Below are 21,046 nucleotides of genomic sequence, written 5' to 3' on the forward strand. Positions count from 1 at the left end.
AGGTGCCGTAGGCGCGGGCAGACGTGGCGCATGGTTTGACCGACGCCATATCATGGTGACGGGATCTGAAAGGGACAAAAATGACGATTGCGAAGGAAACGGCCGGGCTTCTGGAGAAACTGGGCGTCGCCGGGGACGCGCTTTCGGGCGGCGATCTTATCGTGCGCAGCCCGGTGACCGGCGAACAGATCGCGGCGCTGAAGACGATCTCGCCGACCGATGCGGCGAAGACCATCGACAAGGCCCACACAGCCTTCCAGGCGTGGCGTCTGGTGCCGGGGCCGAAACGCGGCGAACTGGTACGGCTGCTCGGCGAGGAATTGCGCGCACACAAGGCCGAACTTGGCCGGCTGGTGTCGATCGAAGTCGGCAAAATCCCGTCCGAAGGGCTCGGCGAAGTGCAGGAGATGATCGACATCTGCGATTTCGCCGTCGGCCTCTCCCGGCAATTGTACGGCCTGACCATCGCCACCGAGCGTCCCGGTCACCGCATGATGGAAACCTGGCATCCGCTGGGCGTCGTCGGCGTCATCTCGGCCTTCAATTTCCCGGTGGCGGTGTGGTCGTGGAACGTAGCACTGGCGCTGGTCTGCGGCGACGCGGTGGTGTGGAAGCCATCGGAAAAGACGCCGCTGACGGCGCTCGCCTGCGAGGCAATCTTCAGGCGCGCGGCAAAGCGTTTCGGCGATGCTCCGGAAGGGTTGACGTCGGTGTTGATCGGCGACCGCGCCGTCGGCGAGGTCCTCGTCGACCATCCGAAGGTGCCACTGGTTTCGGCCACCGGCTCGACCCGCATGGGCAGGGATGTCGGTCCGCGGCTGGCGAAGCGATTTGCCCGCGCCGTGCTGGAACTCGGCGGCAACAATGCCGGCATCGTCTGCCCGACGGCAGATCTCGACATGGCCTTGCGCGCCATCGCCTTCGGTGCCATGGGCACGGCCGGCCAGCGCTGCACGACGCTGCGGCGCCTGTTCGTGCATGAGAGCATCTATGATGCCTTGGTTCCGCGCCTGAAGAAGGCCTATGAAAGCGTCTCGGTCGGCAATCCGCTCGAGACATCAGCGCTGGTCGGACCGTTGATCGACAAGGCTGCCTTCGACAATATGCAGAAGGCGTTGCAAGAGGCGACCTCGCACGGCGGCACGGTGACCGGCGGCACGCGAGTCGAGAACGGCCATCCCGACGCCTATTATGTGCGTCCTGCATTGGTCGAAATGCAAAGCCAAGTCTCGCCGGTGACGGAAGAGACCTTCGCGCCGATCCTCTATGTGATGAAGTACTCGGATTTCGACGCCGTGCTCGACGAGCACAACGCGGTCGGAGCGGGCCTGTCGTCGTCGATCTTCACCCGTGACCTGCAGGAATCCGAGCGCTTCCTCGGCGTCGACGGGTCCGACTGCGGTATCGCCAACGTCAACATCGGCACCTCGGGGGCCGAGATCGGCGGCGCCTTTGGTGGCGAGAAGGAAACCGGCGGCGGCCGTGAGTCGGGCTCCGATGCCTGGAAGGCTTACATGCGGCGCGCCACAAACACGGTGAACTATTCGAAGGCGCTGCCGCTCGCCCAAGGCGTGTCCTTCGACATCGACTGAGAACGCCGATCGTGGTGGTCGCAATGGCCGCCACGATCGCCATGCTGCTCTCTATTCAGGGGCTTCTGGAGTGCGAAAGCAATTCTGGAAGGCCGCATCGATGATCGCGAGCTTCACGGCCTGGGCGGTCATGTATTCCTGATAGAAATGGTTCGACACCCACATGACCGAATGGCCTCGCTGACCCAGCCAGCCGATGCTGCAGAGATTTTCGGCGTCGCGCAATTTGCGTGAAAGATGGGTCCGGGAAAGCTTGAGCCAGTTTGCGAAGTCTCCGATCGAGACGATGCCGGTCGGAATTCGATCGAGGCCGGCATGGTCGGGATCGACGCCGGATATGAGCCAATCCATGACGACGCCACCATTGTTAAGCCAGGTGAACAAGGAAAAGGTATGTTTCGGCTCGCGCACGGCGTGGGACGAAAGCAGGCCATCCGCCACCAATGGCTGCAATTGGGCAAGCCCGTCCGGCCTCGCGGCGAATGTAGTCAGTCGACTTCTGCCGTCGAGACTGTCCAGCGTCGCAAGATGGGCCATGACCCAACCAGCCACGGCTTCCTGCGTGGCCACTGTCGGCAACAAGGGGCGGCTACGCCCGTCCCTGCTCGGCAGATGCTGGACGAATTTATAGTGCAACATCTCCTTGATGAAGGCATCGGCGGTGTTGCGGCTGGCCACCGAATGCCGTCCTATCATGTCGATGAAACGGGCGGCCGTCAGCCCCGTACGGTGGTCATTTGCGTGCAGCCTGAAGTGCAAAGCAAGACCGATGTGGGCCATCAGCCAGCGCTGCTGCGTGGCGAATACGGAAGCCAGCCGCGGGTTCAATTCATAGGCCTGAAGCAGTGCCTGCGATTGAGCTCGGACAAAGCGATGCAATGCCGGACGGCCGGCGATGTATTCCAAGTCTAGCGCCACCCTCGCCGAACCCCATCAAGCCTTCCAATTGCGAAACACCAATCACGTCTTCAGCCTTCACGGCCATGTCCAGAGGCTGGCGGATAACTGCCATATCGCGCAAAAAGTTGCCAACCATTATGGCTGTCACGCTAAAACTGAAACGAGGGCCATGACGATGGAATTGGCGCGTGTGGCTCTATGGAGTGGTTGATGTGGCCCACCACATGTCGTTGAAACGTCACTTGCGCCGACCCATATAGGTATCGCGTCGGATGTTTTCCTCCCATTGCGTCCGGCGCGTTCCCCTCTGGAGGTTTTGAACCTTCATGCTTGGCCGGACTTTAACAGTCCGGCCTTTTTTCTATCGCCCTGTGAAGCTGCGCGACGGCGAGCGAGCTGTAAAACCGCCGTGGTCAGAGCATCCACGGCCAAGCAGGCCGCAGAGCTGACCAGCGCACGGACGCCCAACCGCATAACCAATTTTGCCACGCTCGATAGCGGCCTAGGCGTAGGGGTGCGGCAACGGAAGCTGCCATTTTGTCAGGAAATCCACTAGGCTCTCTTAGTTTGCGAGACGGCGAGAGAGGCCTGACCGGAAAAGATGCCCGATATAAAACAAATGAGATTGCTCGGCATCGTGGCAGCGACGGCGATTGGTTTGTATGTCTGCTATCTCTTGGCGTTGCCTTTTTTGCCCGCATTGACCTGGGCGCTGGTGTTGGCGATTATCTTGTACCCGGCTCATCGGCGGGTCGAGCAAAGGCTCAGGAATAAAAACCTGGCCGCGCTGATATCGGTGAGCGTCGCGGCGGTGGCGGTCGGCCTGCCGCTCATCTTCATTGCACAGCAGCTTGTTAGCGAGGCGGTAAACGGCGCTACCTACATGGAAGGAGTTATCCGGGGTTGGAACACGGATGCCTTCCTGTCGGACTATCCCAGGCTATCGGCCGTTGCCCAGTGGGTCGAGAACCAACTCGATCCGGCAGGCACGGTCGCCGCGTTTGTACAATGGCTGACAGGACGAAGCACATCGCTGTTGCGCGGCTCGATCAATCAGGCCGTGATGTTCGCGCTGACGTTCTATCTGCTGTTCTATTTTCTGCGGGACCGCGAGCCCATTCTGCAGGGAATCGAGGGTCTCTCGCCGCTGCGTGCAGCGGAGACGGCATATATGCTGCACCGCCTTGCAGAGACGGTGCATGCGATCCTGATAGGCACCGTGCTTGTCGCCGCTGTGCAGGGAACGCTGGGCGGCCTGATGTTCTGGTGGCTGGGCCTGCCCACTCCGGTCTTCTGGGGCCTGGTAATGGGACTTCTTGCCATCGTGCCAGCGCTCGGCGCATTCGTGATCTGGGTGCCGGCAGCGATCTATCTCGCACTGGAAGGGGCGTGGACGAGCGCGGCGATACTGACCATCTGGGGCGGCGTCATCGTCGCCGGTATCGACAATCTGCTCTATCCGATGCTTGTCGGGAGTCGCCTGCGGCTCCACACAGTGGTGGCTTTTATCGGCGCGGTCGGTGGCATCGTCCTCTTTGGAGCATCCGGGCTCGTGCTTGGCCCTGCGGTGATAGCGCTCACGATCAGCCTCATTGACATCCTTAAGAAGCGATTGAACGACAAACCCGAGGCGGAACCGTCGTCAAAGCGCGACACGAAGCCATCACATCAGTCCGGAGCCGCGCCCAGTCGTGAGTAGGCACCGCCGCGCGCGACCAGTTCATCATGCGGACCTTGTTCGACGATGCCCGTTTCGGCGACCACGACGATGCGATCGGCATTGCGGATTGTCGCCAGCCGATGCGCGATCACTAGTGTCGTCCGGCCCTGCGCAAGCTCTGCCAGCGACCGCTGGATCTCCCGCTCGGTCTGCGTGTCGAGTGCCGACGTCGCCTCGTCCAGGATGAGGATCGTCGGGTTCTTCAGGAACATCCGCGCGATTGCCAGGCGCTGCTTCTGACCGCCCGACAGTTTTACGCCACGTTCGCCAATGATCGTGTCGAGGCCTTCCGGCAGGGAAGCGATGAGTTCGTGGAGGCGCGCGCGGCGCGCGGCCTCGACGATCTCGCTCTCGACCGCGTCCAGCCGGCCATAGGCGATGTTCTCGCGGATCGTACCGCCAAACAGGAACACGTCCTGCTGCACGATACCGATCTGGCCGCGCAACGAGGCCAGCGTCATGTCGCGGATATCCAAACCGTCGATTGTGATGGCGCCGCTGTCGACTTCGTAAAAACGCGGCAGCAGCGAGCACAAAGTCGTCTTGCCGGCCCCGGACGGCCCGACGAAGGCGATGGTCTCTCCTGCTGTTATGTCAAGATTGATGTTGTTCAAAACCGGCCGTTCGCCGCTATAGCCGAAGGTGACATCGCGGTAGCTGATGTCACCTCGGAGCGTCGGTGCATCAACAGCGCCAGGCCGATCCGCGATGTCGGGTTCAGTGTCGAGGAGAGCCGTATAGCGGCGGAATCCGGCGATGCCTTTCGGATAGGTTTCGATCACCGAATTGATCTTGTCGATCGGCCGGAAGAACACATTGACCAGGAGCAGGAAGCCAACGAAGCCGCCGCTGGAAAGTTCGCCACGCAGCACGAGGTAGCTTCCAGCGATCATTACCACCAGCTGGATCAACCGCATGCTCATATAGCTCAGCGACGTGCTGGCAGCCATGATGCGATAGGCATCGAGCTTGGTCTTGCGGTAGCTGGCGTTGTCGCGCGCGAAAAGATTGCGCTCGTGGTCCTCATTGGCGAAAGCCTGCACCACCCGCATGCCGCCGACATTCTCCTCGATGCGAACATTGAAATCGCCGACCCGCCCGTAAAGCGCCTGCCAGTTGCGCGTCATGCGCGCGCCATAGCGGCTTGTCACCCAGGCGACCAGCGGCACAATTGCCGCCGTAATCAGTGCAAGCTGCGGATTGACCAGGAACATCAGTGCGAAGGCGCCGAGGAAGGTCATGATCGCGATGAACAGGTCTTCGGGACCATGATGGGCGACCTCGCCGATTTCCTCCAGGTCCTTGGTGACGCGGGCGATGAGGTGGCCGGTCTTGTGGTTGTCATAGAAGCGGAACGAGAGCTTCTGCAGATGATCGAAGCTCTTCCGGCGCATCTCGGTCTCGATGTTGATGCCGAGCATATGACCCCAGTAAACCACAACCGCCATCAGTCCGGTGTTCAACACATAGATGGCAAGCAGGCCGGCCGACGCAGCAAGGATCAGCAACCATTGCTGAGTCGGCAGCAGTTCGTCGACGAACACCTTGACCGCCATCGGGAACCCGAGCTCCAGCATGCCGGATAGAACCGCACAGCAGAAATCCAGGATGAACAGACCCTTCCAAGGGCGGTAGTAGGAGAAGAATCTAAGAAGCATTGGAACCGCTTTTTCTGGCTCGAAGGTCTGGACTGCCAGGAGCATGGCTATGCGAGGGTGTCAATTCCGGCATTCTCGAAAGGGCGGGACATAACGCTTGCAAGCGGCCGACACCGGTGCATCGACCGAGCCCGATTGCGCAGGAGAATCGATGTGACGATGGACGATGATGACCTGCTCGCGCAGGCAAAGCAGCGCCTGACGGCTTACGGCGCTCTCACCGGACGACGGGATTGGGTCTGGACTCTGGACCTAAAGTCTTGGAAGACCGTATCGCTCGCGAAGGGTGCGGCTAACCCCGGCGTCGAAAATGTCCGAACGCTCAAGCAAAGGCATCACATCGTCGATGAAGCTTTGCAGGTCACCGGGCATGACGGGCGTCATGACGTTGAAACCGTCGGCCGCTCCGCCCTCGAACCATTGCTGCATCGTGTCGGCTATATCGCGGCCATTTCCGACGGCGAGCAGATGACCGCGGCCGGCTGCGAGGCGCATGAGCAATTGCCTCAGCGTCAGCCTGTCCCGCCTTGCGATTCCGACCAGCACGCCGACCCGGCTCTGGCTGGACTGGTTCGGCCGTGTGTTCAATGGGGGCGGTAGCGGCGCATCGAGATCGGCATTGGTTAAATCCTCGCCGAGGAACTCGCCGAGCTTGGCAAGGACATGGTCGGTTACAGTAAAACCGTTCAGCACTGTCAGCCGCTCTTCGGCTGCTTGTCTGGTATGCGCGACGATCGGCACGATCCCCGGAAAGACCAGGATCGTATCCGGATCGCGCCCGACGGCCGCCGCTCGTGATTTGATGTCGCGATAGAATTCCTGCGCTTCCGTCAGCGTCGCCTGCACGGTGAACACGATGTCGGCGTAACGAGCGGCGAAGGCACGGCCTGCTTCCGACGAGCCGGCCTGTGCCAGGATCGGCCGACCTTGAGGCGATCGCGGCACGTTGAGCGGGCCAGCGGTGCGCACGAACGGACCGGCGTGATCGACTGACCGCACCTTGTCTGGATCGAAGTATCGCCCGGCGGCCTTGTCCGGCTTCCTCGCATCGGGAGCCCAACTTTCCCAGAGCGCTATGGCTGCGTCGACCACGTCGGTTGCGCGGGCATAGCGTTCGTCATGCTCCGGCATGGCGTCCAGTCCGAAATTACGGGCCTCGAGCACGTTGGACGAGGTGACGATGTTCCAGCCCGCACGGCCTTTGCTGATGTGGTCGAGAGAGGCGAAGCGCCGAGCCAGGTGGAACGGGTGATCGAAGCTGGTCGATGCAGTTCCGATCAGTCCGATCCTGCTGGTGACGGCTGCGAGCGCCGACAGAATGACCACGGGATCCATGGCGTCGGAAAGATGCCGATCAGCGCCGCTCTGCAGGGCCAGCACGTCGCCGAGGAACAGGGCGTCGAAATCGGCAGCCTCGGCGCGACGGGCGATATCGACCCAATAATCGAGGCTGGTCGAGGCGAGCGGGTCGCTTTCGGGCATGCGCCAACCGGCCTCGTGACTGCCGAGGCCAAAAATCACAGCATTGAGATGCATGCGCCGCGGCGGGCTCATTTTTCGTCGGCCAGGTAGGCGTTGCTGTAATAGGCTGCGAAATCGGGTCGTTCGCCGACCGGGTTTCCATCGCCGTCGCGCAGGATTCCGGCCTTGAACAGGTAGTCGCCGATAGCCTCCATCTTTGCGGGATCGATCGTGCCGATCGCGCCGGCGGGGCTTTGCAGATAGTGGCCGTCGACCAGAGCCTTGAGTGATGCCTCGATCAACGGACGGTTGGTCAGCACGTCGCTGTTTGCTGCGATCAGCATCTCGGCCGCTTCTTGCGGATGTTCGACGGCGAAGGCATAGCCGCGCCTGGTCGCGGCGATGAACGCGGATGCCGTGTTCTTGTTCTTCTCGAGGTAGGCTCGGCTCGAGCCAATGAAATTGGTGTGTTGGTCGGGCACGCCGAAGTCAGCGTAGCGGAAGGCGCGCTGGGCCTTGCCCTCAAGTTCCGCTTTGATCCCCTCCCAAGTATAGACTTCGAGGGTAAAATCGACTGCGCCATTGGCCAGGGCCTCATAGGCGGAGGTGCCCAGCGTCACCGTTTCGAATTTGCCGTCGCCGCCGTCATGGCGGATGATGGTGCCGATCAGCGCATTCTCCCAGGCGCTGCCGAAACCGCCATAGGTCAGCCCGTCCAAGTCCTTGGGGGAGTGTATATCGGCGCGGTCGGCATTGAACACCAGCCTGCCGGTTTCTGTCTGCATGATGGCGTAGGTGGCGACGAGGTCGGCGCCGGCCGTGCGTTGGGTGAACAATCCTATGGATCCCAGTATACCGAAATCGGCCACGCGGTTGGCGATCAGCGTACCGGCCGCTGTGTCGGTGTAGGGCAGGATCTGCACGTCGAGCCCGGCCTCGGTGTAGAAGCCTTTCGCCTGGGCGACATAGAGCCCGACATGGTTTGTGTTCGGCGTCCAGTCTAGCGCGACGGTGACAGTCTGCTGGGCGCAGACGGATGTGACGGGTCCGAGCCCGGCGATCAATGCGGCAGTGATGAAGAGGCGTCTGGAAAGCATGGTCATGTCCTTTGATCGGGCTGTTGATCGAGAAGAGTGTCGAGGATGTCGGCTTCGATGGCGCTGGCTTCCGGCGAGGCAAGATCCTTGCGCGGGTGCGGAAGAGGTATGGCGATTTCGCGCAGCACGCGGGCAGGGCGGCGGCTCAGCACATAAATGCGATCGGACAGGAAGACCGCCTCGCGGACATCGTGGGTGATCAGCAGGACGGTCCAGCGGTGCCAGTTCCACATCGTCTGAAGCCAGCGCTGCATGCCGGTGCGCGTGAGGGCATCGAGTGCGCCGAACGGTTCGTCGAGCAACAGCATGGCGCGGTCCTGCACGACGGTGCGCAGCAGCGCGGCGCGCTGGCGCATTCCGCCCGAGAGCTGTGCGGGATACTTGTGCTCGAAGCCCGCAAGGCCGAATTCCCCGAAGAGCGGTGCTACTTTGCTGCGGGCCGCCTTGCGGGACATGCCCTGCACTTCAAGTCCGAGCGCGGTGTTGTCGATAACCGTGCGCCAGGGCATCAGGGCGTCGCGCTGCGGCATGAAGGCAAACGGTCGTCGCGCTTCGGCAAGTGGCCGGCCGTCGAAGTTGACATCGCCGCCGTGGCCTTCGAAATCGCCCGTCAGCAACCTGAAGATCGTGGATTTGCCGGCTCCGGAGGGCCCGAGGATTGAAACGAATTCGCCCGCCTCGACATGCAGGGTGATGCCGGCAAGCACGTCGATATCGCCAAGACTCTTGCTGACTTCGCGCAGTTCCAGCCGCCTGCTCATGGTTTTCGTGCGGTATCGAGCCGCTCCCATGGCATGGCGGCGCGCTGGATCAGCACAGTCGCGGCAAACAGGGCCAGCGTGAGCAAGGCGCTGACCAGCACAGCCGCGAGCACGAGATCGGGCCGGAAATTGTTCTTGGCGTTGAGCATGTAGATGCCGAGCCCTTTGGCCGCGCCGGCATATTCCGCGAAGATGGCGCCCACCACTGCATAGGTGATCGAGATGCGCAGTCCGGCGAAGAAATAGGGCAGCGAGGAGGGCAGGCGGGCCAGCAAAAAAATGCGCATGCGCGAAGCGCCCATCGAACTTAGAAGCGCCGAGATATCCCGATCGGTCGATTCATAACCCTGCACCAGCGCGACCAGCATGGGGAAGAAAGTCACGAGCGCGACCAGCATGATCTTCGGCGTCAGCCCGAAGCCGAACCAGAGAACGACCAGCGGGGCGATCGCCACCAGCGGCAGGGTCTGGCTGATGATGAACACCGGGAACAGGGCGCGGCGCAGCGGCTTGAAGAAATCGATCAGCACCGAAAGGATGAAGGCAACGGCCAGCGAGCAGGCGAAACCCGCTAATGTGGCGCTGATCGTCGGTATGGTGTTGTCGAATAGCGCCTGGCGCTGCTGGATGACCTGGGCGAGGACTCGTGACGGCGCCGGCAACGTGGTGGGCGAGATGCCCGAGATACGCGCATAGAGCTCCCAAGCCAAAACCAGCGTGCCGGCCGATAGTAAGGCCGGTCCAACCTTGGCGAACAAGACCGCGATTCGCGGTGCGGCGCAGAAGGGCTGGGACATGCGGGACCTCCGGCGCGAGAGATCAGCGCGGGGTCGGGCTGTTGGCCGAGACCGCGATCGTGACATGGCCCTCGAGCGGGCCGACGAAATCGCCGGACATCGGAAAAAGAAAGATCTGTGCGCCAGAAAACATCGCCCGCCTCGCTCCGCTGGTATTATCCAGATCAGCTCTAGGGTTTACGGGCTTGCAGCCCATCTCTCAGCCCCGACGATACGGAGCACCCCTGTGGATGGCGGCAATTAAACAGATAAAGCGTGGGGGTGCAAGTCTGCGTCTAGCGTGAAACTTCAGGGTGGGAGTTTGAGGTGCCGTCAGGGACATTTGAGCAAAACAGAAAAGCCGGCATCCTGTCGAGATTTGGGAACAGGCGTCGGTCGAGCGGATGTTTTCCGTTCGTCGCCACCATTATCGATGCCGCGCGTTTGATGAATTGTGGAAGCGTGAAGATATAATTGCATACGTTGTAGGCAACGGGTTTCTCTATCGCCAATTGCGACCCGCGCCTCGGAGAGCCAAATGCAAGAATTCATTCTTTTTGCGATCGTGGGGTTTGTAGCCCAAGCTGTAGACGGGGCTCTCGGCATGGCCTATGGGGTGGTTTCCTCGACGACACTACTGGGGTTTGGTGTGTCTCCTGCGCACGCTTCGGCGTCAGTTCACGCAGCTGAGCTGTTTACCACCGCAGCCTCAGGTTCGGCTCATCTCTATCACCGTAACATTGACTGGAAGCTCTTCTGGCGGCTGATGCCATTTGGCGTGCTCGGCGGCGTTCTCGGCGCTTTTGTGCTCACCTCGTTCGAGGGAGCCGTCATGAAGCCATATGTGACCACATATCTTGCGCTCGTCGGAGCTTGGCTCCTGTTCCGTTCATTCCGGCGGATTCCCAGTAACCCGGTCCCTGCAGGCGCGGTGCCTCCTCTTGGACTTGGTGGTGGCTTTCTGGATGCAGCAGGCGGTGGCGGATGGGGACCCATCGTAACGACGGGCCTTCTCGGTTTTGGCGGAACGCCCCGCTACGTTATTGGTACGGTAAATGCCAGCGAGTTCCTCATCACGCTCTCAGTGTCTCTGACCTTCTTGTTTGCATTGCTGACGGGCCATTGGGAAGAGGCAGGAGAGCTGACCGAAAATCTGGTCGCCGTTGCCGGCTTGGTTCTTGGCGGCGTGATCGCAGCGCCGATGGCCGGATTGATGGTGAAGTCGATCGCTGAAAAGACGCTCCTCAGACTCGTTGGAGGTGTCATCATACTGCTGGCAGGCTGGCAAACCGCGGAACTTTTCGAATTGGTGTAAATGTCGTGAGGTTCCAGTTCCCATGACACGCAGACTATCGAGTTCCACGCACTGTCTTCGTTTCTCCGGCAGCCGTGACGGAGACAAAAACTCACTTCCAAAATGGAACGAAGAGTCCCCTTTGTTGTTTGGCTCGCTTGGACAACCGGAGGCCGAGTCTATGAACAAATTGCTTGCGACAACAGGATTGGCTCTGGCGGTTGCGATGCCTGCAGCGGCTCAGGACACCGCGACCGCGAAAGCCGAATTCGTCAACATGGCTGGCGAGAAGAACGGAACGGCCACGTTGACCGAGACGGCCAAGGGTGTGCTGATAGAGTTGGAGGTAACAGGACTGCCGGCGGGTGAATGGGTGGCGTTCCATGTTCATGAAACCGGAAAGTGCGACCATCAGGCCGGCCATGAGTCGGCAGGCGGGCACTTCAATCCGACCAATGCCAAACATGGGTATCTCACTGAAAAAGGCCCGCACGCAGGCGATATGCCAAACCAGCGGGTCGGCGCCGACGGCGTTTTGCGGGCGCAGGCTTTCAACAGCATGGTCAAGTTGGATGGTGGAGAAACGGCGATACGAGGCAAGGCATTGATGATCCATGGCGGACAGGACGACTATAAAAGCCAGCCTGCCGGTGATGCCGGAAATCGTCAGGCCTGCGCCGTGATCGAGTGAGAAGCCCAAGACGAGTATAGGCCTCTCCGATATTGATCTGACTGGCTCGTAACCCTCGAGGGTTAGGTCACCTTGCGCGGTCGGGGCCTCTGGCATGATGATAAGCCGGACGGCAAGCTCGTGCGCCTGAAGAGGATTGACAACGCAGCCATCACGCCGAAATTGGCGTTCATTCTGTGACTGCCGGATGATTGCATGAACGATACTTCTCCCATGGGTGTGCCCTCCACGGGTCTTGCCCAGTCAGCCATTTCTGCCCGCGGCCTCGTCAAAACCTTCGGCAAGCTGCGCGCGGTCGATGGTATCGATCTCGACGTGCCGCGTGGCATGATTTTCGCCATCCTTGGCCCGAACGGCGCCGGCAAGACAACGCTGATGCGTATGCTCGCGACGCTGTCGCGCCCCGACGCCGGTTCTGCGACCGTGATGGGGCACGACCTCGTGCAGGCCCCGCATGAGGTCCGTGCGGCTATCGCGATGACCGGGCAGTTCGCTTCGCTCGACGAGGATCTGACGGGTCGGGAGAACCTCGTCCTGCTCGCCCGGCTCTGGGGCTTTCGTGGCCGCGCCGCGAAAGCCCGTGCGGACGACCTGCTTGCGGCTTTCGGCTTGTCCGAAGCGGCGACGAAGCAGGTGAGGGACTATTCGGGTGGCATGCGAAGGAGGCTCGACATAGCCGCGTCGCTGGTCGTCACGCCGGGCGTGCTGTTCCTCGACGAGCCGACCACGGGCCTCGATCCCAACGCCCGCAAGGATGTCTGGGGCATGATCCGCGGCCTCGCCGAGTCCGGCGTCACCATCCTGCTCACCACGCAATATCTCGAAGAGGCCGATCAACTCGCAGCGCGCATCGCCGTCATCGACCACGGCAGGAAAATCGCGGAGGGTACCAGCCGCGAATTGAAGGCGGCCACCGGCTCCGGCTATCTCCATGTCGCGCTCGCCGATGTTGCGCGGCTGGACGAGGCGGCGGCCATCCTGGAGCGACGGCTGGAACATCCCGTCCAACGCAGCGCCGAAGGTGGTGAGCTCTCCGTCCTTGCCGGCACGGCGAAGGCCGCCAACGAGGCGCTGGCCGATCTGGTCGCCGGCGGCATCGAGCTGTCGGATTTCTCCATGGGCCAGCCCAGCCTCGAGGAGGTCTTCTTCGCGCTGACGGGCCAGCCGGGCTTGGGTGAAAGCCGCAAGGACGACAGGCCATGATCGACACGACATCCCTGCAGCGGCTGCAAACGGTCGCTCGGCCCAAAACCCCATCAGCCGTTTCCAACGCACTCGTCTTCGGATGGCGCGCGGTGCTGAAATTCAAGCATGTGCCGGAGCAGCTCTTTGATCTGGTGATGACTCCGATCATGTTCACGCTGCTCTTCACCTTTGTCTTCGGCGGCGCGCTTGCCGGTTCGCCTGGTGAATACCTGCAGTTCTTCCTACCCGGCATCTTGGTTCAGACCGTGGTGTTCAACGCAGTCTATTCGGGCATGGGATTGTCGACTGACCTCGGCAAGGGTTTGTTCGACCGCTTCCGATCGTTGCCGATCTGGTCGCTCTCTCCGTTCGCCGGCCTGATGGTGGGTGACATCCTGCGCCATTTGATTGCCGCCTCGATCATTCTCACGATCGGGCTGATCCTCGGCTACCGGCCTGAAGCGGGCATCCTCGGCGTGCTTGCCGCCTTTGCCATGCTGATCGCCATCGGATTCGGCATGGGCTGGGTGTTCATCGTGCTCGGCCTGCTGATCCGCACGCCGACCACGGTGATGACGCTCGGCTTCACCTTCCTGTTCCCTCTCGTCTTTGCCTCCAACATCATGGTCGACCCCGGCACCATGCCGGCCTGGCTGCGGGCTTTCGTCGACGTCAATCCAGTGTCGCTGATGACGACGGCACTGCGCGGGCTGATGGGTGGCGGGGCGACACTCAGTCAGGTCGTCCTCGCCCTGATCGCGCCGGCGGCGCTGACCGCTATCCTGGCGCCGACGACACTGTGGCTGTATCTCAGAAGGTGAGAAGGCCGAACGGTCGCGATCCTGATCGCCTGCGCATCAACAATGCGCCCCGGCCGGATCTGCGCTTCTTAAAAGTCGACGCAAGGCGTGTCCTGCATCTGGCGCTCGATCAGAAGCCAGAACGGCGGTCCCCGGTTTCGGCTCCAACATCGTTCGCTCCTGTGAACCTGCGCGCCCTGGGGCGATACCAGCGACTGCTCTGGGCACGGAGGGACCACAGCTCGTTGAGCTCGAACTTCATGGCGCGAAGTGCCCATCGCGCGCATGAGCCGCGCCCTGATCCTGAGACCACTCGCTGCAGTGGTGCACGTCACGCAGATAGGGAGCGGCGATAGCTGACGCTGCGAAGTCGTCCGGCCGGATGTCGGCGACAAGCAGTGCTTCGGGCTTGCTGTCGGCAGCGGCCAGAAGGGTGCCGTCGGGGGCGGCGATTGCCGACAGGCCGGCATAGCAGAAAAGATCGTCGGCGCCGCAATGGTTCACATAGGCGACGAAGACCTGGTTCTCGAAGGCGCGGACCGGGATCATCTTGCGGGCAATGAGCTTGGCGTGGCCGGTTGCGGGCAGGGCCGTCGGAACGGCGATAAGATGTGCGCCGGCGACTGCAAGGCGACGCACGTTTTCGGGAAATTCGACATCGTAGCAGATGAGAATACCGATCCGGAGGCCGCGATACTCGATGATCGAGGCCGACGGGTATCCGGCGGTAAAGATGCCGCGTTCGTAGTCGCCGTAGAGGTGCGTCTTGCGGTAGACGATGGGGGGATTCCGGCCATCGACGAAGACGGCGCTGTTGTGGATCTCCTCCTCTGCCATTTCGGCAAAGCCGGCGATGATGGCGATCTTCAACTCGCTCGCAACCAGGGCAAGCCGGGTGACAAGATCGCCACCGGATGTTTGCGCCAGCATGCGCATGTCATCTCCCGCGCCGTAGCCGGGGAGCGCGAGTTCAGGTGCGATCAGGAGACTTGCCCCGGCGGCAGCCGCGGCGCGCGCGGCCTCTTCGATCCGCGCAAGGTTGGCTTCCTGGTCGCCGGCCACGGCGCGCGTTTGAATGGCGGCGATGCGCATCAGCTCTCGTCCAAAGCGCCCAGCAGCTTGCGCAGATCGCTGAACCTCGCAACGAGCGCGAAGACCAGCGCGGCAATCGCCGCGAAGAACACCGAGACCGAAGCCATGACCGGCGTGTAGCCGTAGCGCAGCGCGTTGAAAATCTTGATGGGCAGCGTTTCCACTGTGAAGCCGACCGTCATGTAGGCCACAATGTATTCGTTGAGAGACAGAACGAAGGCGAAGGCATAGCCGGAAATCAGATAGGGCAAGATCAGCGGCAGCACGACGGTTCGAAGCACTGTCCGGCTGTTTGCGCCCATGGTCGAAGCCGCCTCCACCAGCGAGCGGTCGATAGCGGAGAAGCCGAGCGACAGCGTGACCAGGGGTAGCGTCACAAAAAAGATCGCGTGGCTGATGACCGCTGTCCATGGCGCGCCGTAGGAGCCGGCCATCGCCCAGAAGGTCAACATGCCGAGCGCCGTGATGACCGGCGGCAGGATGAAAGGCGCCACGCCGAGAAGACGGAAGATATTCGCCCACGGCGCCACGTGCCGCCAGACAAACCAGGCGAGGGGCAGGGCAACGAGCACGGCGAGCGCAGCGGAAAGCCCTGCCAGCACGAGCGATGCGATGAGAGCTGCCCGCCAGCCCGGATCGGTGAAGATCTCGCCGTACCAGGCGAGCGAGAAGCCCTGAGGCGGGAATGTGAGAGATCGCTGCTCATTGACGGATACGCCGGCTACAACCGCTAGCGGTGCCGCCAGGAAAACCGCGACCGGGGCGAAGCTGAGCCCGCGCAGGAATTTGCTGGTCATATCGTGGCCTCCTTGCGGCCGCCGATGAGCAAGGTCAGCCCGACCAGCGCCAGCGAGATCAGCACCAGGAACACCGCCATGGCGGCAGCGAATGGCATGTTCGACTGATAGATCGCCTGGTCGGTGATGAGCACCGACAATGTCCAATGCTGCGGCCGGCCGAGGATCTGCGGCAGCAGATAGCAGCCGAGCGCGAAGACGAAAACCATGACCAGCGTGGCGACGATCGTGTTCCGGAGCGCCGGCACGATGATGCCGAGGAAGCCTCGGGCAGGCGAAGCGCCGAGGGTGCGAGCGGCTTCAAGGAGTGTCGGGTCAAGCCTGACCAAGGCGGGGTAGAGAACCAGGATCGTGTAAGGCAGCGCCTGGTACACCATGGCCGTCAGCACGGCGCCGAAGCCGGGCAGCAGCGCCCGCGGTTCGGCCATGAGGCCGGCCGCCGCAAGCAGGTTGGTGATGCCCGCCGTACGCGAAAACAAGATCGACCAGGCAAAGCCGGTAATGACCTCGGACAGCGACAGCACCGACAGCAGACAGACGAGCCACACGACCTGCACGCGCCGGGATGTCTGCGTGAGCAGGTAGGTGAAGGGAACGGCGATCACCACGCAGGCGATGGCGACAGTGACGGCCAGCATCAGCGAGAAGCCGAGCACGCCTGCGAAGAACGCGCTGACGAAGCGGGCGTAATTGTCGAAAACGAAATCGGGTGTGTAGAACCCGCCCTGCTGCCGCTGGAAGAAGCTGACGGCGATCATAGTCGAGAAGGGCACGACGAAAAAGACGATGAGCATGATGGCCGGGAAGACCAGCGGTGCGCAGTCGGCAACGGTACGGGGCGGCTCGTGTTTCATTGCTTGAGCATCACGCAGCACTCGGACGGCAGCACGACTCCGACGTTCCCGCCGGCTTCGAAACTGCCGCGCTCGCGCGGTGTCGAAACTGCGACGATGGTCGTCCCGCTCACATCGATGAAGGTCTCTATGGTCCCGCCGAGGTCGCGCACGAAGGTGACCTTGCCGGACATCGCGCCATCGGTGTCTCGTGTGAGGCGCACGTCCTCCGGACGGATCGAGACAAGGCCCTTCGGCATTCCGTCTGGCAGCGACAGGCCTGAAATGGCGTGGCCGAGAGCGATTGCGCGTTTGTCGCCATCAGCCTCGATCTGAAGCAGGTTGGTCGAGCCGATGAAGTCCGCCACGAATGCATCGGCCGGTTTGCGGTAGATCTCGAGCGGCGAAGCTATCTGCCTGATCCTGCCGTCGCCCATGACCACGACCAGGTCAGCCATGGTCATGGCCTCGCGCTGGTCATGCGTGACGACGATGGTGGTGATGCCGAGCTTTCGCTGCAGCTGCCGAAGCTCCACCTGCATGGCTTCGCGCAGCTTGGCGTCCAGGGCCGAAAGCGGCTCGTCGAGCAGGAAGAGAGACGGCGACAGCGCCAGCGCACGGGCGATCGCCACGCGCTGGCGCTGCCCGCCCGAGAGTTTTGAGACGGATCGGTCGGCGTAGCCGTCAAGGTGGATGGAAGCGAGGAGCTCTTCGATGCGCTTCTTTTGTCCTTGCTTTCCCGTGCCGCGGATGCGCAGCGGATAGGCGATGTTCTGGCCGACCGTGAGATGCGGGAACAGCGCCAGCGACTGGAAGACCATGCCGAGGTTGCGCTTGTGGGTAGGCACCCGCGTCAAGTCTTCGCCATCGAGACGGATCGTGCCGATGGTCGGTTCCTCAAGGCCTGCGATCATGCGCAGGAGTGTGGTCTTTCCGCAGCCCGACGGTCCGAGTAAGCAAACGAACGTGCCGTGCGGCACATCGAGGTCGACCTCATCTACCGCGGTGACTTTGCCGAACTGCTTCGACAGCTTGTCAAGTTTCAAACCGCTCATGACCAATCCCCGCCTCGCGTGATCATTCCTGTCCTTCCGACCCGCTCTGCGGACCGGAAGGGATGCGCCGTCAGCCGGCGATCAGTTCCGTCCACTTTTGGTTTAGCCAGTCGGATTTCGTCTGATAAAGATCGTAGCGCGGTACGATCGGGTCTATGTCCGACGCGACGGCTGCGAATTCCTTGTCCGTCAGGTCGAGCTTGTCGCGCTTCAATGTCGGCGCGGTGCCGACATTGCGCGACAACAGCGCCTGGGTCGCCGGCCGGCTCATGTAATCGATGAAGACATGGGCCTCATCGACCTTGGTCGATGCGCGCGAGAGCACCCAATTGCCGGAGTCCTGGATGCCGCCCTCCTTCGGGAAAGTGGAGCGGACCGGATGGCTGTCGGCGGCGGCAAGGCCGGTGACGTCATGATAATACTGGCCCATCGGGATCTCACCCGACTTCAGCGCCTGCTCGAACTGCGCCTCGTCGCGATACCACAGCCGCACGTTGGGCTTTAGCTCGGCGAGCTTTTCGAAGGCTTTAAGCAGGCCAGCCTCGGTGTCGAGCGCACTGGTGCCGCCCATGAAGGTCTTGGCCGTCACCTCGAGCAGGAAGGAGTTCGTAGCCAGCGCCAAAAGGCCGAGCTTGTCCTTGTTGGCCGGGTCCCAGAGTGCGGCCCAGGAATCGGGCGCCTGCGGGTAGGTGTCGGTGTTGGTCACCAGCGTGACGTACCATGCGACTGCCCCGATGCCGGCGATGCGGCCGTCCGGGTATTTGGAAATAAAGCGGTCGAGCAAGTCGCCGTAATTCGCAATCCTGGACGGATCGAGCGGCGTCCAAAGCTCGGTCTCCAGTCCCTTCAGTGTCGGCACTTGCGCCATCATCGAAAGGTCGGCCGGGGCTTGTCCTGCCCGGGCGGCCTGCTCCATCTGCACCAGCCAGGCCTCGCCGGTGGGCTCGGCGATCGATTCAACCGCTATGCCGGTGGCCTTGCTGAATTCGGGAAAGATGTTCTTGTCGAACGAATCCTTGAAGTAGCCGCCATAGACGCCGACCTTCAGCGATTTCTCCTGGGCACGCAGGACGGCAGGCATGGCAAGCATGCCCGCAGCGGCAAGGCCCAGCCTCAGGACCGAACGCCGGCTGGCGTTATTTGCATAAATATTCATTTTGATTTTCCTCTACAAAAATTATGTTTCTTGTCGCCGTTGTCGTGCCAAATGCTTCGTTCAAGCCTGCCTGCACTTGCGGGCGGGTTGAAAAATCACCAAGCTCGGAAACTCTTAGGGGGCGCGTCTTCGATATCGGGTTCGATTTGCATGGCGTCAGAAATCCCAGTCGTTTTCTGGCGCCACCATTGGCGGTGAGATGTTTCACTGCTTTGTCGGATTTCCACGCCACGGTTTCATTTGTGTCACCCCGTCGGTGAAGTTGGTTCTGAGCATCCGCAGACCCGCCGATCCAAATGAAACCGTCGAAAGCCCGCTGGCGTGATGTGCGCCTCGGCTCTTGATCGCTAAGCGCCGTCTTGGAGTCGGCTATGCAGATATTCCCTACGCGACATGCACCGTGCGCTGCCTCGGCTTTGATCGCGGCGGCCAGCAGGGCGACGATAAAGGCTGCGCCATCTCGATCTGTTATGACGTCGGAAGTCCGAGCCAGACGGACCTCAATGACCTGGGCATCGGATACGAAACTTTTTTCGATAAAAGCTCGACCCGCTGTCGGGCTGGTAAAGTTCCGTTCGTCCTTAGGGGCGTCAGTTTCGTCAATCTAAAAGGATAAACGATTATGCCGAATACCGTACGCTTGCACCGCGTTCTGGCGACCAGCCCTGAGAAAGTTTATCGTGCATTCATCGAGGCGGACGCGCTCGCCAAATGGCTGCCACCCAATGGCTTCACCTGCACGGTGCATCACTTCAAGCCAGAAGTGGGCGGCACGTTCAAGATGTCTTTCCGGAATTTTACGACGGGCGAGAGCCATGCGTTTGGCGGCGAATATGTCGAGCTCGTTCCGGGCGAACGCCTGCGCTACACGGACAAATTCGACGATCCCAACTTGCCTGGCGAGATGCAGGTGACTGTGACGTTAAAGAAAGTGTCGGTCGGAACCGAGCTTGATGTAACGCAGGCAGGTATACCGGACGCCATTCCGGCCGAGGCTTGTTATCTCGGTTGGCAGGAATCGCTGCGAAACCTGGCAAGGCTGGTTGAGCCTGAGATCAATCAATAGCCGCATCACGATAGCGCGAAGGCCAGGTTCGGATCGGGTCGACAACGACTTGCGCGATCCGTTCCGGGACCTTCAGCCTCGCTGAGGTGTGCACTTGCTATGCCGAGCGATCTTTAGGCCAAAGTCGCATCGGATGCATTGGGATCCTTCATTATCCCGACCTAATCCACTGTCCATAGCTTGGCCTATGCATTGCGGAAATGATGGAATAGTGAAGTACTGGATCCGACGAGCCCAAGCGGACACCGGAGAGATTTCCATCATGGCGCCCCGTCCAAACAGTGTAGCCAAGAACACCTCTCACGACGAGGAAACGATCGTCGACCGTCTCCAGCGCGAGATCGAGGAACTGCCAAATGCTCTCGCCCGTATCGCCAAATACATCCTCGAGAATCCGGAAAAGGTCCTGCGTCAATCCGTGGCCGAACTCGGCGAATTCTCGGGAAGCGGCGAGGCGAGCGTTGTCCGGTTGTGCCGGCAGGTTGGGTTCAGCGGGTTCCGCGATTTCAAGCTCGCGCTAGCCGCAGACCTGGGCAGGTCAGGGGTGCCGGCCCTTGCCAGCGCAGATCCAGACAGTGCGCTCCAGGCACTCCACGCCTCTATGGCCCAGTCTCTCGACAAGGCATATGGCCGAATAGACCCGAAGACCCTGGACGCTGTGGCCGAGAAGCTCTCGGTCGCGCGACGTATCGACCTCTACGGAGCGGGAATGTCGGGACTGATCACCGAAATGCTGGCTTATCGGCTACTGCGGGCAGGGCTCACCGTTCAGCTGTTTCGGGATGCCAACATGGCGCATGAACTGGCAAATGGCCTCGGTCCGGATTGCGTGGCGGTTGCCTTTTCCGTCTCCGGCCTGACAGTCGATACGCTTCACTTCGTCAAGGCGGCAGCAGCCGCCGGCGCCAGCACGGTGGCGATAACGAACCGGGCCCGTAGCCCGTTGGGGGAGGCTGCTCAATACACCTTGCAGACAGCGCGTGCGCATGACGGGGCCATAGGAGGCACGCTCTCGACCGTGACAGGTCAGATTTTCGTAATCGAGTCTCTTATGCTGAGCCTTGGTCGAGCGATGGCAACGCAGAAGCCGCCACTTCATAAATGAAATAAAA

Annotated in this window: 20 protein-coding genes and 1 riboswitch; of the genes, 8 read left to right on the top strand and 12 right to left on the bottom strand. The window is 61.5% G+C overall.

Annotation, left to right across the window (positions count from 1 at the left end; all coding sequences use genetic code 11):
- Window positions 1–80: 80 nt before the first annotated feature.
- Window positions 81–1,592 (top strand): L-piperidine-6-carboxylate dehydrogenase, encoded by a 1,512-nt coding sequence (gene amaB / locus ABID19_RS22140; RefSeq protein WP_354493098.1) that lies wholly within the window; start codon window positions 81–83, stop codon window positions 1,590–1,592.
- 51 nt (window positions 1,593–1,643) lie between these two features.
- Here amaB and ABID19_RS22145 read toward each other — a convergent pair whose 3' ends face one another.
- Complete coding sequence (locus ABID19_RS22145) at window positions 1,644–2,510, bottom strand: hypothetical protein (protein WP_352933216.1); 867 nt, start codon at window positions 2,508–2,510, stop codon at window positions 1,644–1,646.
- A 583-nt stretch (window positions 2,511–3,093) separates the two neighbouring features.
- On the opposite strand from ABID19_RS22145, the gene ABID19_RS22150 reads away from it, so the two are divergent.
- The gene (locus tag ABID19_RS22150; protein WP_354493099.1) at window positions 3,094–4,191 is read left to right on the top strand and encodes an AI-2E family transporter; all 1,098 of its coding nucleotides are present in this window, start codon (window positions 3,094–3,096) and stop codon (window positions 4,189–4,191) included.
- On the opposite strand, the gene ABID19_RS22155 is transcribed toward ABID19_RS22150, so the two are convergent.
- From ABID19_RS22155 to ABID19_RS22175, 5 genes are all read right to left on the bottom strand, one after another.
- Window positions 4,161–5,870: an ABC transporter ATP-binding protein gene (locus ABID19_RS22155; protein WP_354493100.1), complete on the bottom strand. Its 1,710-nt coding sequence runs from the start codon at window positions 5,868–5,870 to the stop codon at window positions 4,161–4,163. The two genes, ABID19_RS22150 and ABID19_RS22155, sit on opposite strands and share 31 nt — an antisense overlap.
- A gap of 252 nt (window positions 5,871–6,122) precedes the next feature.
- Window positions 6,123–7,424 carry an LLM class flavin-dependent oxidoreductase gene (locus tag ABID19_RS22160; protein ID WP_354493101.1) on the bottom strand — a complete coding sequence of 434 codons (1,302 nt, stop codon included), beginning with the start codon at window positions 7,422–7,424 and terminating at the stop codon, window positions 6,123–6,125.
- Window positions 7,421–8,434, bottom strand: a complete 1,014-nt coding sequence (locus ABID19_RS22165) for an ABC transporter substrate-binding protein (protein WP_354493102.1) — start codon at window positions 8,432–8,434, stop codon at window positions 7,421–7,423. Before ABID19_RS22165 ends, ABID19_RS22160 begins: the two co-directional genes overlap by 4 nt.
- Window positions 8,431–9,189, bottom strand: coding sequence for an ABC transporter ATP-binding protein (locus ABID19_RS22170; RefSeq protein ID WP_354493103.1), 759 nt, complete (start codon window positions 9,187–9,189; stop codon window positions 8,431–8,433). Before ABID19_RS22170 ends, ABID19_RS22165 begins: the two co-directional genes overlap by 4 nt.
- The gene (locus ABID19_RS22175) at window positions 9,186–9,986 is read right to left on the bottom strand and encodes an ABC transporter permease (RefSeq protein WP_354493104.1); all 801 of its coding nucleotides are present in this window, start codon (window positions 9,984–9,986) and stop codon (window positions 9,186–9,188) included. The genes ABID19_RS22170 and ABID19_RS22175 overlap by 4 nt, the downstream gene beginning before the upstream one ends.
- A gap of 123 nt (window positions 9,987–10,109) precedes the next feature.
- Window positions 10,110–10,222, bottom strand: a riboswitch (TPP riboswitch).
- Window positions 10,223–10,503: 281 nt separating this feature from the next.
- On the opposite strand from ABID19_RS22175, the gene ABID19_RS22180 reads away from it, so the two are divergent.
- The 4 genes from ABID19_RS22180 to ABID19_RS22195 all read left to right on the top strand — a co-directional run bounded on the left by ABID19_RS22180 (window position 10,504) and on the right by ABID19_RS22195 (window position 13,956).
- The gene (locus ABID19_RS22180) at window positions 10,504–11,280 is read left to right on the top strand and encodes a sulfite exporter TauE/SafE family protein (protein WP_352933231.1); all 777 of its coding nucleotides are present in this window, start codon (window positions 10,504–10,506) and stop codon (window positions 11,278–11,280) included.
- A 160-nt stretch (window positions 11,281–11,440) separates the two neighbouring features.
- Entirely contained in the window at window positions 11,441–11,950 is a 510-nt protein-coding gene (locus ABID19_RS22185; RefSeq protein ID WP_354493105.1) for a superoxide dismutase family protein, read from the top strand.
- 195 nt (window positions 11,951–12,145) lie between these two features.
- Window positions 12,146–13,153, top strand: coding sequence for an ATP-binding cassette domain-containing protein (locus ABID19_RS22190; RefSeq protein WP_354493106.1), 1,008 nt, complete (start codon window positions 12,146–12,148; stop codon window positions 13,151–13,153).
- A complete protein-coding gene (locus ABID19_RS22195; protein ID WP_354493107.1) occupies window positions 13,150–13,956 on the top strand; it encodes an ABC transporter permease in 807 nt (268 codons plus the stop codon). The genes ABID19_RS22190 and ABID19_RS22195 overlap by 4 nt, the downstream gene beginning before the upstream one ends.
- Window positions 13,957–14,193: 237 nt before the next feature.
- Here ABID19_RS22195 and ABID19_RS22200 read toward each other — a convergent pair whose 3' ends face one another.
- The 6 genes from ABID19_RS22200 to ABID19_RS22225 all read right to left on the bottom strand — a co-directional run bounded on the left by ABID19_RS22200 (window position 14,194) and on the right by ABID19_RS22225 (window position 19,076).
- A complete protein-coding gene (locus ABID19_RS22200; RefSeq protein ID WP_354493267.1) occupies window positions 14,194–15,030 on the bottom strand; it encodes a carbon-nitrogen hydrolase family protein in 837 nt (278 codons plus the stop codon).
- Window positions 15,027–15,824: an ABC transporter permease gene (locus ABID19_RS22205; protein WP_354493108.1), complete on the bottom strand. Its 798-nt coding sequence runs from the start codon at window positions 15,822–15,824 to the stop codon at window positions 15,027–15,029. Before ABID19_RS22205 ends, ABID19_RS22200 begins: the two co-directional genes overlap by 4 nt.
- Window positions 15,821–16,678 (bottom strand): ABC transporter permease, encoded by an 858-nt coding sequence (locus ABID19_RS22210; RefSeq protein WP_354493109.1) that lies wholly within the window; start codon window positions 16,676–16,678, stop codon window positions 15,821–15,823. Before ABID19_RS22210 ends, ABID19_RS22205 begins: the two co-directional genes overlap by 4 nt.
- Window positions 16,675–17,712 (bottom strand): ABC transporter ATP-binding protein, encoded by a 1,038-nt coding sequence (locus tag ABID19_RS22215; RefSeq protein WP_354493110.1) that lies wholly within the window; start codon window positions 17,710–17,712, stop codon window positions 16,675–16,677. The genes ABID19_RS22210 and ABID19_RS22215 overlap by 4 nt, the downstream gene beginning before the upstream one ends.
- A 70-nt stretch (window positions 17,713–17,782) precedes the next feature.
- The gene (locus ABID19_RS22220; RefSeq protein ID WP_354493111.1) at window positions 17,783–18,868 is read right to left on the bottom strand and encodes an ABC transporter substrate-binding protein; all 1,086 of its coding nucleotides are present in this window, start codon (window positions 18,866–18,868) and stop codon (window positions 17,783–17,785) included.
- On the bottom strand, window positions 18,849–19,076 hold the full coding sequence (locus ABID19_RS22225; protein ID WP_354493112.1) for a hypothetical protein: 228 nt from the start codon (window positions 19,074–19,076) through the stop codon (window positions 18,849–18,851). The genes ABID19_RS22220 and ABID19_RS22225 overlap by 20 nt, the downstream gene beginning before the upstream one ends.
- A gap of 414 nt (window positions 19,077–19,490) precedes the next feature.
- Between ABID19_RS22225 and ABID19_RS22230 the strand changes: the two genes are divergently transcribed.
- Both ABID19_RS22230 and ABID19_RS22235 read left to right on the top strand, forming a co-directional pair.
- Window positions 19,491–19,934 carry an SRPBCC family protein gene (locus ABID19_RS22230; RefSeq protein WP_354493113.1) on the top strand — a complete coding sequence of 148 codons (444 nt, stop codon included), beginning with the start codon at window positions 19,491–19,493 and terminating at the stop codon, window positions 19,932–19,934.
- Between the two features lie 262 nt (window positions 19,935–20,196).
- Window positions 20,197–21,039: a MurR/RpiR family transcriptional regulator gene (locus tag ABID19_RS22235; protein WP_354493114.1), complete on the top strand. Its 843-nt coding sequence runs from the start codon at window positions 20,197–20,199 to the stop codon at window positions 21,037–21,039.
- Window positions 21,040–21,046 lie beyond the last annotated feature (7 nt).

The organism is Mesorhizobium robiniae (assembly GCF_040545535.1).
Lineage (GTDB): Bacteria > Pseudomonadota > Alphaproteobacteria > Rhizobiales > Rhizobiaceae > Mesorhizobium > Mesorhizobium robiniae.